At 56.5% G+C, this 14,798-nt stretch carries 12 protein-coding genes; 1 reads left to right on the plus strand and 11 read right to left on the minus strand.

The annotated features are described in order from the left end of the window. Positions 1-162: 162 nt before the first annotated feature. From gspF to gspG, 7 genes are all read right to left on the minus strand, one after another. On the minus strand, positions 163-1,374 hold the full coding sequence (gspF, locus tag QMX91_RS21200) for a type II secretion system inner membrane protein GspF (RefSeq protein ID WP_027613651.1): 1,212 nt from the start codon (positions 1,372-1,374) through the stop codon (positions 163-165). Next, the gene (gspE, locus tag QMX91_RS21205; protein WP_282413305.1) at positions 1,374-2,780 is read right to left on the minus strand and encodes a type II secretion system ATPase GspE; all 1,407 of its coding nucleotides are present in this window, start codon (positions 2,778-2,780) and stop codon (positions 1,374-1,376) included. The genes gspF and gspE overlap by 1 nt, the downstream gene beginning before the upstream one ends. 456 nt (positions 2,781-3,236) lie before the next feature. Continuing rightward, complete coding sequence (gene gspD / locus QMX91_RS21210; RefSeq protein ID WP_282413306.1) at positions 3,237-5,618, minus strand: type II secretion system secretin GspD; 2,382 nt, start codon at positions 5,616-5,618, stop codon at positions 3,237-3,239. Beyond that, complete coding sequence (gene gspM, locus QMX91_RS21215; RefSeq protein ID WP_282413307.1) at positions 5,615-6,163, minus strand: type II secretion system protein GspM; 549 nt, start codon at positions 6,161-6,163, stop codon at positions 5,615-5,617. The genes gspD and gspM overlap by 4 nt, the downstream gene beginning before the upstream one ends. Then, positions 6,156-7,340, minus strand: a complete 1,185-nt coding sequence (gene gspL / locus QMX91_RS21220; protein ID WP_282413308.1) for a type II secretion system protein GspL — start codon at positions 7,338-7,340, stop codon at positions 6,156-6,158. Before gspL ends, gspM begins: the two co-directional genes overlap by 8 nt. After that, a complete protein-coding gene (gspK, locus tag QMX91_RS21225; RefSeq protein ID WP_135295959.1) occupies positions 7,337-8,290 on the minus strand; it encodes a type II secretion system minor pseudopilin GspK in 954 nt (317 codons plus the stop codon). The genes gspL and gspK overlap by 4 nt, the downstream gene beginning before the upstream one ends. Before the next feature lie 8 nt (positions 8,291-8,298). Further along, a complete protein-coding gene (gene gspG / locus QMX91_RS21230) occupies positions 8,299-8,757 on the minus strand; it encodes a type II secretion system major pseudopilin GspG (protein WP_135295960.1) in 459 nt (152 codons plus the stop codon). Positions 8,758-8,905: 148 nt separating this feature from the next. On the opposite strand from gspG, the gene gspI reads away from it, so the two are divergent. Continuing rightward, on the plus strand, positions 8,906-9,280 hold the full coding sequence (gene gspI / locus QMX91_RS21235) for a type II secretion system minor pseudopilin GspI (RefSeq protein WP_282413309.1): 375 nt from the start codon (positions 8,906-8,908) through the stop codon (positions 9,278-9,280). Between the two features lie 230 nt (positions 9,281-9,510). Here the strand turns inward: gspI and QMX91_RS21240 are convergent, their stop codons facing one another. The 4 genes from QMX91_RS21240 to QMX91_RS21255 form a co-directional block, all read right to left on the minus strand. Next, the gene (locus QMX91_RS21240; protein ID WP_095136351.1) at positions 9,511-9,870 is read right to left on the minus strand and encodes a hypothetical protein; all 360 of its coding nucleotides are present in this window, start codon (positions 9,868-9,870) and stop codon (positions 9,511-9,513) included. 704 nt (positions 9,871-10,574) lie between these two features. Next, the gene (locus QMX91_RS21245; protein WP_282413310.1) at positions 10,575-11,288 is read right to left on the minus strand and encodes a HEPN domain-containing protein; all 714 of its coding nucleotides are present in this window, start codon (positions 11,286-11,288) and stop codon (positions 10,575-10,577) included. A 1-nt stretch (position 11,289) separates the two neighbouring features. After that, positions 11,290-12,402 (minus strand): DUF262 domain-containing protein, encoded by a 1,113-nt coding sequence (locus QMX91_RS21250; RefSeq protein WP_282413311.1) that lies wholly within the window; start codon positions 12,400-12,402, stop codon positions 11,290-11,292. Between the two features lie 270 nt (positions 12,403-12,672). Beyond that, the gene (locus QMX91_RS21255; RefSeq protein ID WP_282413312.1) at positions 12,673-14,340 is read right to left on the minus strand and encodes a TIGR04141 family sporadically distributed protein; all 1,668 of its coding nucleotides are present in this window, start codon (positions 14,338-14,340) and stop codon (positions 12,673-12,675) included. Positions 14,341-14,798: the final 458 nt, after the last annotated feature.

Consider the following 14,798-nt stretch of genomic DNA (forward strand, 5'->3'; position numbering starts at 1 on the left):
TTGGAAAAAAGTCTGAATTATTTGTTGTTCTGACTGGCGCCTTCGCGAACAAGCTCGCTCCCACAGGTTCTTGTGGTGTGACATATATTGCATTAACAACTCTGTCCCCTGTGGGAGCGGGCTTGCTCGCGAAGAGGCCAGACCAGACGACCTCGGAATCAGCTACTGCACCAACTGGTTGATCTCAATGATCGGCAACAACACCGCCATCACAATCACCAGCACCACCCCGCCCATCACCACAATCATCAGCGGTTCGAGCAACGCGGTCATACCCATCGCCCGGCGTTCGATATCGCGGGACAGCGTTTGCGCCGCCCGTTCGAGCATCGGCGGCAGTGCACCGGTTTTCTCACCACTGGCGATCAGGTGAATCAGCACCGGCGGAAACACGTTCTCCACCCGCAACGCCGCCGCCAGATTCACCCCTTCGCGAACCTTGGCTGTCGCATCGCTGACACTCAGACTCAAGCGATCATTGGATAACGTCTGCCGCGCCGCCTCCAACGCCCGCAACAACGGCACCCCGGCACCGCCGAGAATCGCCAGGGTCGAGGCGAAACGTGCAGTGTTCAGGCCCAAGACGAACCGTCCGATCAGCGGCAATTTCAGCACCCGATGATGCCAACTCAAACGCGCCGCCGGATTGCGCAGATACAGGCGCCAGCTCCAGAACGCCCCTGCCATGATCGCCGCACACAACCAGCCCCACGCCCGAATGAAATCACTGGCGGTGAGCATCGCCAACGTCAGTCCCGGCAAGTCCTGCCGCGCCTGGGAAAACGCACTGACCACCTGCGGCACCACGTAACTGAGCAGGAAAATTACAATGCCGATCGACACCAGCCCGACCACACCCGGATAGATGAAAGCGGTGAGGATCTTGCCGCGCAGGTTATTGCGCTCCTCGATGTAATCCGCCAGCCGCTCCATCACCTGCGCCAGATCACCGGACTCCTCCCCCGCAGCAATTAACGCGCGGTAGATCTCCGGAAAATCCCGTGGTCGCGCGGCCAGTGACTCGGCCAGACGCATGCCGCTGCGCACGTCGGCGCGCACCGCGCTGAGGGTGTGGGCGATGTGTTTTTTCTCGGCCTGCTCCACCGTTGCGCTGAGTGCCGCTTCCAACGGCAGGCTGGCACCGAGCAGGCTCGCCAGTTGGCGGGTGGCCCAGGCCAGATCGTTGTCCGACATACGCGCACTGAACAAGCCACCGCCGCCATGCTGGGCGACGTTGCTTTCCTTGTGCACCGACAACGCGGTCAAGCCACGGCTGCGCAACACGCCGAACGCCGCGCCCTGGCTGTCCGCCTCCAGGTGCCCGGACTCGATCTTGCCGGTAGCGTCGGCGGCTTCAAAACGATAGCGATTCATCAGGCGTCTCGGGTCACACGGAGGATTTCTTCAGGGGCGGTGGCGCCGCTGCGAATCCAGCGCTCGCCGTCCTCGCGCAGGCTGAACATCCCGGCCTTGGACGCCGCCGCACGCAAGGCCTGCTCCCCTGCCCCCTGGTGAATCAGGGTGCGGATGTCGTCGTCGATGCAGAACAATTCGTGGATGCCGGTACGGCCGCTGTAGCCGGTATGGTTGCAGGCGGCGCAGCCCACTGGACGCCACGTCCCAGGCGCTGCGGGATCCTCTTGTTTGCACTGATTGCACAGCCGGCGCACCAAGCGTTGCGCCAGAACGCCGAGCATCGACGAAGCGAGCAGAAACGGCTCGACGCCCATGTCGATCAAGCGGTTGACCGCGGACACCGCGTCGTTGGTGTGCAGCGTCGCCAGCACCAGGTGACCGGTGAGCGACGCCTGCACGGCGATTTGGGCGGTTTCCAGGTCGCGGATTTCGCCGATCATGATGATGTCCGGGTCCTGGCGCAGAATCGCCCGCAAGGCCAAGGCAAACGTCATGTCGATCTTGGCGTTGACCTGAATCTGGCTGATCCCCGGCAAGTCGTATTCCACCGGGTCTTCGACGGTGAGGATGTTGCTGGTGCTGGCATCGAGGCGTGCCAGCGCGGCGTAGAGGCTGGTGGTCTTGCCGCTGCCGGTGGGGCCGGTGACCAGCACGATACCGTGGGGCTGGCGGATCAGGTGATCGAGTCTGGCCAGCACCTGCGCGTCCATGCCGAGGGTTTCCAGGTGCAGACGCCCGGCCTGTTTGTCGAGCAAACGCATCACCACCCGCTCGCCATGCCCGGTGGGCACGGTCGACACGCGAATGTCGATGGGCCGCCCGGCCACGCGCAGCGCGATACGGCCGTCCTGCGGCAGGCGTTTTTCGGCGATGTCGAGTTGCGCCATGATCTTGATCCGCGACACCAGCGCACCGTGCAGCGCCTTGCGCGGCGAAACCACGTCACGCAGCGTGCCATCGACCCGGTAGCGCACCACCGAATGGGTTTCGAACGGTTCGATGTGAATGTCGCTGGCCTCATCGCGGGCGGCCTGGGTGAGCAAGGCGTTGATCATGCGGATCACCGGCGCGCCGTCCTGAGTGTCGAGCAGGTCGGTAATTTCCGGCATGTCCTGCATCAGCCGGTCGAGATCGACTTCATTTTCTGCTGCGCCAACCACAGCGGCGGCGCTGCCGGTGTCGGCGTAGGCCGTGGCGAGCAGGCCATCGAGTTCGTCGTCGCGCACGCGCTTGAGCGACGTCTCACCGAACTGGCGCCGCACCTCGCTGATCGACCAGCCGGGCGTCGATGGACACACGGTCAGCACGCCGTCGCACAGCAGAATGCGCTGGGCCTTGGCCCAGGCGTAGGGCAACGCACTCATCTCTTGAGCCCCCCCAATTCCCCTGTGGCGAGGGAGCTTGCTCCCGCTCGGGGGCGAAGCCCCCGTAAATCCGGCACGCAGGGTGTATCTGGAAGAATGGGGTAGCAGGTTTTGGGTCTGCTGCGCAGCCCAGCGGGAGCAAGCTCCCTCGCCACAGGAATGTTTTTCAGCTTGCGGGCCGAGCTCATGGCCTTGGCCCAGGCGTAGGGCAGCGAACTCATCTCAAAACCTCCCCAATCTCTCTGCCTGGAGGTGTTCCTGTGGTGAGGGGATTTCTTATGGAGAGCGTATTTCTTGTGGTGAGGGGATTTATCCCCGATGGGCTGCGCAGCAGCCCCGAAACCTGACATCCGAATCCATCTGACTGACCGCGTGCATAAGTTTTGGGGCCGCTTCGCTGCCCATCGGGGATAAATCCCCTCACCACAGGTTTACTTCTCAGATTGAGGGTCGGATTCAAAAGCGTGTACTCCCTTCGATCGGCACCGCTTTGATCGTCGCGCGAGGTCCCGAAGCCGGAACCGGACTCGGCACCCCCTGCGCCGCCGTCGGCAACTGCGGCGCCTGCATGTCTGGCATTGCCCAGCTGCGTTCCGGTTGCAGCCCGCCCTGGGCGCGGCGCATGAAGTCGTAGCGGTTGAGGGTGATGCTGCGCCCCGCTTCGCTGTCGCGGATGATGTACGGGCGCAGGAACACCATCAGGTTGGTCTTGGTGATCGCCCGGCGTTCGTTGCGAAACAGCGCGCCGATACCCGGCAGGGTCCCCAGCCATGGCACCGCCTCATTGCTCTGGCTATAGCCGTCCTGCAGCAAGCCGCCGAGGACCATGATCTGGCCGTCGTCGAGCAGGATGCTGGTGTCGATCGCCCGTTTGTTGGTGACGATGCCCGCCGACGCCGCGCTGGCCGAAGCGCGTTCGTCGATGCTGCTGACCTCCTGATAGATATCGAGCTTGACCGTCCCGCCCTCGGAAATCTGCGGCCGCACATTCAGCTTCAACCCCACCTCTTCACGGGTCACGGTCTGGAACGGGTTGTTGCTCGTGCCCCCACCGCCAGTGACGTAGCTGCCGCTGACAAACGGGATGGTCTGGCCGACAAAAATACTCGCCGCTTCGTTATCCAGCGTCAGCAGGTTCGGCGTCGACAGCACGTTGGTGCCGCCCTTGCTCTTCAGCGCTCGGGCCAGTACTTTGAGGTCGAGGATCTTGCCGATGCCGGGGATGTCGACAGTGCCATTGACGTAACCGAGGTTCAAACCCTGCGGCAGCACATCGAGACTGGTCTTGCCGTTGAGATTGATCCCTGACCCACCGAGGTTCGCCCCACCGATCACGCCTTTACCGCCGAGATTGCCGGTCTGCCACTGCACACCGAACTCGCTGGCATCGTCCTCCCCGACCTCGACGATCAGGCTCTCGATCACCACTTGCGCACGGCGCTGGTCGAGCAGATCGATGACCTCGCGCAGGTTGCGATACAACGGCTCCGGCGCAGAAATCAGCAAGGTGTTGGTGGTCGCGTCAGCCTGAATCGTCACCCCGCCGGCACTGAACGCAACGTTCTGTTCGCTGGCCTGACTGCCGCCGCTGCCGGTCGAACTGCTGCCCTGCGCATAACTGCCGCCGGTACTGCCAGTGCTCGACGTGGTCGAAGTGTTACCACTGGTTTGCGTGCCGCTCTGCGCACTCGATCCGCCATTGTTGTTGCCGTTGCTGCCCATGGCGCTGAGCACCGAGCGCGCACTGTCGCTGGTGCCGCTGTCGCTCTCGCCGGTGAGCAAACCGCGCAAGGCCTGCGCCAGTTTCGCCGCCTGCGCGTTACGCAAATAAACCACGTGCAGGTTGCTCGGATTGCTCTGCGCATTGTCGAGTTTGTAGATCAGGTTGCGCGCCAGCTCGGTGCGCTCGGGGCTGCCGGCGCGGATGATGATGGTGTTGGAACGCGGGTCGCCGATCACCGCGATTTTCTGTGTCGGGTCGTTGCCCGGCGCGTCGAGCAGATCCGCGACCATCGGCGCGATGTCGGCGGCGATGCCGTTCTGGATCTGCACCACGTCGGTGTCGATCGCGCTCGGGGTGTCGATGGTCTGGATCAACTGGGCGACGCGGGTCAGGTTTTCGGCGTAATCGGTAACGACGATGGTGTTGTTGCCGGGGTAGGCATTGATCGGATTGTTCGGCGAGACGATCGGGCGCAACACCGGAATCAGGTTCACCGCGTTCTCGTATTGCAGGCGGAAGGTGCGGGTGAGCATGCCGTTGCCGGCGGGTTTGTCCGGGCTGTAGATCGGCCCGCCGAGCAGTTTCGCGTCGGCCTCCGGCACCACCTGCGCGACGCCACCGACATCGACCACGCTGAAGCCCTGCATGCGCAACGCCGCTAGCAGCATGTCGTAGGCCTGGCGTGCCGGCACCTGACCTTCCGACACCAGCGTCAGGCTGCCCTTGACCCGAGGGTCGACCAGAAACTGCTGGCCGGTGGAACGCGACAACGCGCGCACCACCGCTTGAATATCGGCATCGACAAAATTCAGCGTCACCGGCTGATCGCCCAGCGGATTGCTCGGCAGTGTGCTACCGCGCGGGACGCCGCCACTGCGCGCGCGTTCGGTGATGTTGTGCATCTGCCGTGGTTGCGGCGCGGTTTGTGCCTGGGCGCGTTGCCGATCGAGCAGCGCATCGCCGCTGCGCTGGGTGTTGGCCAGTGGCCGGCCGAGTTCGCTGTCCACCAGCAACGGCGGCTGGTTCGGCGGCGTGGTGGTGTTGCTGCACGCGCTCAACGCCATCAGTAGCATCGGCAACGCCATGCGCGCCGGTTTGGATCCTGACCCCTTCATGAAGCTTCCTTAGCGCCCAGCGCCTGATCCATGCGAACGGTGCCTGACAATGTGCCGGCAGTGACTTCGGTCGAAGCGTTGTCGGCGCGTTGCAGACGGGCCTCGACCACTTGCAGAGAAAGCTGTGCCGGGGTGCTCAACAGCCAGTCGAGCACTGCGTCGGCCGGCGCCGCGTCGAACGTCAGCTGCCAAGCGCCAGTCTCCCCGGCCTGCAATTGGTAGTGCCCGGCCAGACCGGCAGCCAGTAGCGTCTGCTCAAGCGACTGCGCGAGACTTTGCCCTTGCGGACGTACGCTGATCTCGCGCAACAGCACTTCAAGGGCTTCGGTCTGCGCACGCAACTTCGGCGTTTCGCTTTGCCAGAAAGTGATTTTTTTCAGCGGTGGTTGAATCAATGCGACCCACACCAACAGCGACAGCAGCACCACCGCCATGCCGCCGACCATGCGTTTTTCGCGCAGGGCCAGCGCTTGCCAGCGCGCCTGAAGTTGCGCGCTGAAACGCTGCCAACGGGCGCGATACGCCGCGAGCGATGCCTTATTCATCTTCTGCTCCGCTGTCGTCAGCGCTTTCGTCGGGGGTGGTGACTTCGTCGCTCGGGCGCAGCAGCCAGCCTTCATCGTCAGCCGTCGCACTGATTCCGATCTGGGCTAATGCGGCTTGCCAATCCTTGTCCTTGTCATTGGCGCTGCGCCGGGCATCGGCCAGCAGACTCAACTGCAAGGTGCCGTCGACAAACGTCAGGCGCTCGACCGTGCCGGCCATGAACGGCATGCCACTGCCGGCCTGCAACACCAGCCGATTGAACGGCTGCGCCGGATCCTCCGCCGCGCCCTTCTGCCGCGCCGCCAATTGCTGACGCGCCTGCTGCAGCGGATTGAGGATCACCGGCAACTCGGGAAAGGCCTGCTTCACCCGCAGCGCCATCTGCGCCTTGAGCTGCTGACCCTGACTGGCTTCACGGGCGGCATACAGGTTCAAGCCGATGACCCACACCGCCACCGCCAATGCGCAAAGCCCCAGCGCCCGGCCCCAACCGCGATGCTCGCTGCGCTGCTGTTGCACCGCACCCTGCAGGCCCCAACCCGGCAACGGCCCGGTCCGGCGTTGCGCCTCGGCCATCGGCAATTGCGCTTCCGCCGGCGCTGCCGAGCCGATCCAGTGCAGCGGCGTGCCGCAGGTCAGCAGCCAATCGCCAATCTCGTCGTCGAACAGCGGCTGCACCCGCGCCACCTGTACGCTTTCGCGCAGCAACAAATGGCCGTCCTGCCGACAGGCCACCGTGCCCGGCAGCACCGGCAAGCAGTACGCCGCCGGGTACAAGCCACGTAGATTCAGACCGGCCTGCTTCAGCAATTGCCCCAGATGTTGCAAACGCTGACGCGGCGCCCAGGCGATCTGCACCTGCCCCGCTTCGTCCCGTGGACTATGAGCGATGTGCATGTCATTGCTATCGCCGAGCATCAAGGCCTGCGCCGCGCATTGCACCGCCGCTGCGGTCTTGTTCGCCGGTAACGGTGGCAAGTCGATGCTCGCCAGCAGACTGTCCGCCGGGTGCAGAAAAATGCTCAGCGCTGGCTGCTTCGCTGACTGCCCCAGTTGAGTAAAGGTCAGATGCTGTTCACGAATGACCTGCCCCTGACGGTCTAGCCACGCGCAGTCCAATTCACTGTCGAGACCCAACTGCGCCAGTGGCGGCAAACTCACACGCAACTGACTCATACGCCCACCCGCGACCAGATCACCTGCGGCAGACGATCCTCGCTACGGTGCAATAACGCATCGAGACTGACCCGCCGCTGATCACGCCGCGCCTCGCCGCGCAGACGAAACCAGTCGCTGGTGATGCCGACCTTGACGCTGGTCAGCTCCAGATTGGGCATGCGCAAGCGGTTGACGAAATCGCCACGGTTGATGAACCAGCGCCCGGCGTCACGCTCATTGATCAGCGCCTGCGCCCGCTCCAGCGACAACCCCGGCACATACGCGGCCAACACCGGCGCAGTGGCGGTGTTGCCATTGAGCCAAGTGGTGGCCGGAATCACCGTCAGGTACGGCGCCAGTTTGCCGATGACCGCCTCATTCACGCCCTCGACGCTGCGCAGATCATCGACGCTGCGCAGCATCGGCAACTTCGGATTCTGCGGCTTGCGCGACGCATTCGGCGACGTGGCGCGGCCACTGTCAAAGCCGTTTTTGCTCGCGGTGTTTTCGGCAATCTGCGGGTTCAACAGATACGGATAAGAGCCGATCACCCGCTGACTGATGCGCTGACTCAACCCGGTGCTGATGCCGATCAACTCGCACAGCCGCTGAAACGCCTGCACCTGCGCTTCATCGACACGCTCGTTGGCCACCAGATTGCGCAGGTTGAACTTGCCCTGCTCATCCTCCAGCCGCCCGTCGAAACCCTGCGCATTCAAGCGCTGCGCCCACGACTGATCGAGCCGGGTCAACGGATCACGCTGCCGCGCATCCCAGAGCAATTGCCGGCTGATCTCCAGCCCACCGTGCAACACCCAGCGCCCCTGCACCCGCTGCTGATCCGCCTCCAGCGCACGGGTCGAAACGCTCTGCCGGGTCAACATCCCCGCCGCAATCACCGCGACCACCGCAGCAATCAGCAGCGCACTGATGATCGCCATCCCCTGCTGGTTCGATTGGCTATTCATCACCGGCCTTACAGCTGCCAGGAACCGATATCGGCATTCACGCCGTCGCCGTCAGGCTGACCGTCGGCACCAAGGGAAAAGATATCGATCTCGCCGTTGGCGCCGGGGTTGAGGTACTGATAAGGCCGCCCCCACGGGTCATTCGGCAAACGCTCCAGGTACGAACGCCAGTTGCTGTTCTTCGCATCCGCCGGCCGCTCCACCAGCACTTTCAGCCCCTGCGTCATGCTCGGGTAAGTGCCGTGATCGAGGCGATACAACTTCAGCGCCTGCATCAAACCGCCAATATCCTGCTTGGCCGCCGTGGCCCGCGCCTGATCCGGCCGATCCAGCACCTTGGGCACCACCATCGCCGCCAGAATCCCGAGAATCACCACCACCACCATGATCTCGATCAGGGTAAAACCCTGCTGCCCACCGGGCATCCGGCTCGGTCGTCCGGGCTGTTTGAACTGCGCGATATCCATCTCGACATTCCCTTGGCTTGATTCGATTCGACGCGCAGTGTTGCAAGAAGATATGTCAGGGATGTTGAAAATCCTCGGGAGTTTTCGTCGTCAAGCCGTCAAGGACGCGGGTTAGGGTCGAGGGCTGTGTTCTGGTTTTGGGCCTTATATGCCTACTCGCTCCCGAGAAAGCGGATTCACCCTGATTGAAGTGCTGGTGGCGCTGGCGATCATCGCCGTGGCGATGTCGGCGGCCGTGCGCGTGGCGGGGTTGATGACGCAGAGCAGCGGGATTTTGCGGGATCGCTCGATTGCAATGATCGCGGCGCAAACGCGCATGGCGGAGCTGCAACTGGAAGGTCGATTGCCGACTGGTGTGAAAGCTGTTGATTGTGATCAGGGACGGTTGTTGTTGCGGTGTGAGCAAGTAATCGCAGCGGCTGAAAATGGCCGACTACTCAAAATCGCCATCCAAGTCTTCAACCGCAACCAGGACGCCCCGCCCCTGGCCCGCCTGGAAACCCTATCGAATCGCCCCCTGTAGGAGCTGCCGAAGGCTGCGATCTTTTGATCTTGTTTTTAAACATCAAATCAAAAGATCGTCCGATCGCAGCCCGAGCCTCCGGCAGCCCCTACACAAACATCTCAGGCAACAAAACAACGCATGCCCCACACGATATCCGCAATCAGCATAAAACCCTGTGGGAGCGAGCTTGCTCGCGAAGGCGCCAGAATGAACACCCGGTCAATCACCAAGTGTCCCCGACACCTACATCACCCCGGCAACTGCAAATTATCCAACGCCCGATTCACCGCCAACTCCCCGAGCATAATCAACTGCGCAATCCCCGCCAGCGCGTGACGCTGCGACACCGGCAACAAACTGGCAATGTTCTGCGCGAGGGTTTTGGCCGAAGCGAGTGTTTCACTGGCATCCACCAGCAGTTCTTCGGTTTTGTTATCCGCCGTCACGGCATACATCCCACGGGTTTTACGCGGCGGCGGCGTGGAACCGGGCGGACAGAGGTAATGGTCGAGCGCGCGGTCGGCAGCTTCGTGGAGTTTTTTGGAATCGATGGATTCGTAGGGGGAAACCGAGGCGGTTTCGGGTGGGTTGGGTGTAGGTTTGATCATGGTGAAGCTCCTATAAGAATGGAGCCGCCCAGAACTGTCGCTAAACAGAAAGGTGGCGGCTGTACGCAGGTTAGCGAACCGGTTATAGGCACCCGGCAGACCCGAGGGTCTCCCGCATACAGCCACCATAGCGGAGTCGCAGACATTGAATCTGCGACAAAGCATGGAACGCTGATGCACCTATTTATAAGTCGAGTCGCTAAACCCGATCGCTGTTTCATCAGCGACCGCACCACAATAGAACCCGCCCCCAAGGCGCACAAGCCGGCGGATTCTGGCGTAGCTGTAGGCAATGGCGCAAGGATGTGTAGCCCGAGTGAGTATCTGGAGATGTCTTTTTAAACGCCGGTGTGTACCTAGACCTTACTGCGGAAAATCTCCCCTACATAGATCCATCCACTCATCGGGCCAGCTGACTTGCGTTTTTGGACTACATTTCACACCCGATGGCTGCTTTCGGCCAGAAGCGGCCATTCTGAACTGACCAGTTCCGGCCATCAGCGGACGATGGTAACGGGCAGAAAACGGCCAATGATGGAAGTTCATTCAGGGCTCCTCCAATCCTAAAACAGTCTTCATCCATCGTTGCTTCTGAATCGCTTTATATACTTCAGGACTCTAATATGATGCAGCTCCTTTGCTTCTTTCCGATGGCGATCTTCATAATTATATAATCTAAATACTTATATTTATGGGAAGAAGTGTCAGCATATACTTGCTTTCCATGTTTTTTGGTCGGAGAATGTCGTTACCAGTTTGTACATCACCCGATCAATTGCAGAAATAAATTTCTCTACATCTTCTATTCGCTTTATGACGTCTGATGGCGAAACACCTGGAATTTGTCCTGTGTGTGCTAGCTGACTTCTCAAGCTTCCTAACGATTCTAGCAAGCTCTGAGAGTTGCCTTTCAAAACGATATCAAGCTTAGTGAAAATTTTTGGCTCACCAATCCTGTGGAATATTTTTTTGATGTTCTCAACGGAAGGGTACTTGTGATTTGTAAAAATATCTTTTCCTGTGAATCTGAATATCGTTTTTGAGTTGTCGACGACCGTGCCAGCGTGAGTCTTTAGCGATTTTGCAACGGATGTGAGCGATTCAACTTCAGAATTCGTACCGATGGCGGTGCCATAAATTTTTGTTTTGTCAATCCGATGGAGGAATAAATGGGCCTGCAAATTCTCTGGGATTTCTGACCCTTTGATAGGCACAGACTGCAGGCCATTGGCTAACGCTGAAAAAATATCAGATATATAGTTTTCCAGAGTTGCATGAGCCAAAAAAATTGACGCAGCTATCACGTATTCTCTGATTGTTGACTCTATTTTTTTATTTTGCGACTTCCTTATTCTGGATTTGATTTCCTTAAAGTCTGACCTTGTGGTCTTTCTTGCAGCGCTGATTGAGTACGGCATTTCAGGCTTTTTTCTTGTAAGCGTTTTGAATTGCTTGGGCTCGATATTTAACCTGTGTTTCGTCACTAGTTGCTACGCCGATTGAGCGACGAAATTTTGGATCGTTTTCGACTAGTTTCCCCAGGATGGATTGAGATTTTTCTTGAGTTAATTTGGCAAGAGCATTGGTTGATCCGAGCTCGTAAAAGCCGACCATCAAAGCATCATACAGCGCAGAATTGAAATTGCTAATTACGTTGAGATCCCCATCAAATAGTTTGAATGTGAGATCTCCAAGATGCGACCTTACCAAGTTCAAAGTATCAACAAAACTCTTAAGTAGTGCAGATTTCCGCTTCTCTGTTATCTTCCTATTAGAATCCGAGAAGTCATTAATGAAAGTCGCCAGCGGCTTTTTGTAATTCGCATGATTTTCACTCAGCGCCCAAAACCTCAAAACAAGTTCTTCAGCCTTCATACGCTTGTCATTTTTTATTTCAAGAGCAGTGAGAAAGTTTGAGTCTTTAACCGCCTTAGTGGCGAGAGACATTAAATCGCCAAAATATAGCCCATGTCTAAGCTCTTGCGGAGTAAGCTTTGTGGCACCCGAATTTAGTCGTTCAAAAACGTCAAATTTAACCTGTGGGTGAGTATCTTTTAAAATAACAATGCATCTTAGTGTGCGATTCTGGATGTGACGCTGAAAACGAGGATCCAGTTCAAAAAATCGACTACCATCAAGCTCGGGGTATGCGGTTAACCCTTTTAGGGGAAACTCGTTGCTAAAATATTTTCGCATCGTAGTCAGACGCTGATTCCCGTCTATCACCGAGAGCTTTTCGTCGGACTCTTGATTCAAGTAAATAACTGGTATTGGGCATTGAATTATCAGGGATTCTATTAATCGAGATGCTTGTGCATCAGACCACACATATCGCCGCTGAAATTTCGGTATGAAAATTGACCCATCATTCAGCTTTTCAACAATGGTTTCAACAGTGAAGTCGTAAGTCTCAGTATGCAACTTTCTCTGTTCAGGTGGAATTGAGAGTACACCATCTGCGAAATCGTCCTGTTCCAAAGCCTCAGGAAAGAGTACATCTGCTAATTGCTCTGCTGTGCGCTTGCCGGCCATCGTATTACCCCCCAAATTTCACTAGAATGACTTGTAAAGTGCTAAGGATCAAGCATTTACTCGACCACATAGACAAGGCTTGGCTAAGCCCGCTTCTGATCGGAAGCAGCCACTCTTGACAGACTGCTTATCGGCCCCAAAAACATGTCACATGTAGATAACGATAGCGTTCAATGATCCGGCCCCAGGAGTCTCGGATTACAATTCGAACCCTGAAGTTAACAATTGAGGGTGTACGGTCTCCCCCCACACACATTCGGATCCTTAAAGTTATTGTTTTGGTTTGTATTTTTTTCTTACTCTAAGGACTGGATCAACATCAATCGCAATCATTTCAACTGAATAGTTTAATCCCCGAAGAACCTTAAGGGCATTTTTCAAAGTAACTTTTGAAAAAAAAGGCAGATCTAGAGGTAATTTTTTTGTAGTCGCAATAGCGTAAACTATTTTATAGCTCGCGGGATCTGGGCGCGGGATGGGGTCTGCCAACTGCACTGATTGTGGAAGTTTTGAATTAAGCTTTTTTCTAAATTCAGCATCCCTGACGAATGCTTCTGCCGACACGCAACCCTGTGAAAACAAATGGCTTAACGTGCTTGAGCTCCTATAGTATTTAACGTGTATTAAATCCTTTCCATTTCGAACTAAATCACAAAACTCAAGCTTGTCATAAGCCCCCCCTATCTTAATATTTTTCTTATCAAGCAATTCGAATGATGGATCACTGGTTAGAGCCTGATTGTAATCCTCCTCTCTATCCTCACTGTAAATTGGGAAGCGGTGTTTGTATGTCTCAAGGCTTGACAAGCTCGCGTCGACAGCTGTTAGGAACTCACTATTAACTTTATACCAAGTCGAACTTCGCAAGATGAATTGATCAGCGCCATACTTTAGTTCGGCATATAAGCACTTGTAAGCGCTCCAGCTTTTTATAGCATGATACTGCGAGTCATTTACGTGGATCGAGGTGTGTTTAAGGCTTTCAACAGATATTGGTAGCGATTTACTATTCAGATAGGATATAAGTTGAGGTAGTTCAAGTACTGCGTGTCGCTCACTGCGCGCGTACAAATCAAACGAGTAGCCGATCTGTTCTTCCCAGTCTACAATTTCTGGCTCCCCAAGCCATAAGCAGGACAAGTCTTGACCGCAAAGTATTTTTTCCAATTCAAGATCGAGTATATCAATATCATCGTGATCTCTAACCTTGTTCACGTTATCTACCCATTCAAAGCTTTCTGGAAGTTTCTGCTTATACCTCTTGAGTGCTTCCGCAAGAATTTTTTCCAGCTCATTTAGATCTGTATTAGTGATTACTGTTAGTGCGTCTCTCCCCGTAACGTGAGACCCGAAAAGTTCAACGATTGAAATACCAGTGACGGCGTACAACATCTCCAAATCAGAATCCATATGCAAATCGAATATATCAACTTCCTTAGTGCTCTGAGTGCGTGAATTCAGAGGATTATGGTCGTAGCTTGATTTGTCTAAGCTTCTAAGCTTGTCTGGATCAACAGAGTTCAAAGTGACGCGCAATCCAAAGTCGCGTTCAATTGCCTCTTCGTGTAAAAGGTGAAAGCCGGTACCAAATGTTAGTAGAAATTTATTCTCATGCACTGTAATGCAAAGAACGGCCCCAACGCTATTACTGCATCCAAAGGCATCAAAAGGAACCTCAGGTCTGGAGGTAAACAGTTGAGTCCATGGTGGCGAGTGCTTTGGGGGTTCCTTTTTTATATATAATCTTGCCGTCTCTAATCCGGAAATATCAAGCTCAATTGGCGGATTTGTATTTTCTAGCTTTAATAGATCGAAGTCTGCAGCTTTCGGATTTTTTGCTAAGTAAATGGATAGCTTTTCTTTTCGTTCTTTTTTTATTTTTCGTGCGCTAGCAGCTGGGTAACTAGACGCGGTTGCGACGATGCTTCCTATCAGCATAGCAACTTCTCCTAGCGTTACATCTTCAACCTGTTTATTGGTCTAACAATAATTTAATTCTCTGCATTTCTAGCTGCAGGGGTGCCTTGAAATTCCTACCTCTGACCGCTCCGAAGACAAGCATAGACCAGCACCTACCAATCATCGTCCTTTCTTTAAACCATCTGAAATGATTCGATGGATAACTGACTGTTCAAAAACTCTCATCTTCGACCATATGGCAGGTCAGAAACGTCTGCTTCTCGCCGATAGCGGACATTTTCGACTGCCTACATCAAGCCGGAAGCGACAAGAAGCACTCGATTGCGTCTCGGTTTCCTGCTTTTGTAGGCTCATCAACAGGCATTCAACTGAACGGCAAAAATAACGACTCAACCCTACAGATCACGGTCTCATAAGGCTCGGCAAAACCACCCCCTCCCCCAACCTCTCCACCCCCAACCTCACCCTCTCCCCCC

The sequence above is a fragment of the Pseudomonas sp. PS01299 genome, assembly GCF_029960145.1.
GTDB lineage: Bacteria > Pseudomonadota > Gammaproteobacteria > Pseudomonadales > Pseudomonadaceae > Aquipseudomonas > Aquipseudomonas putida_A.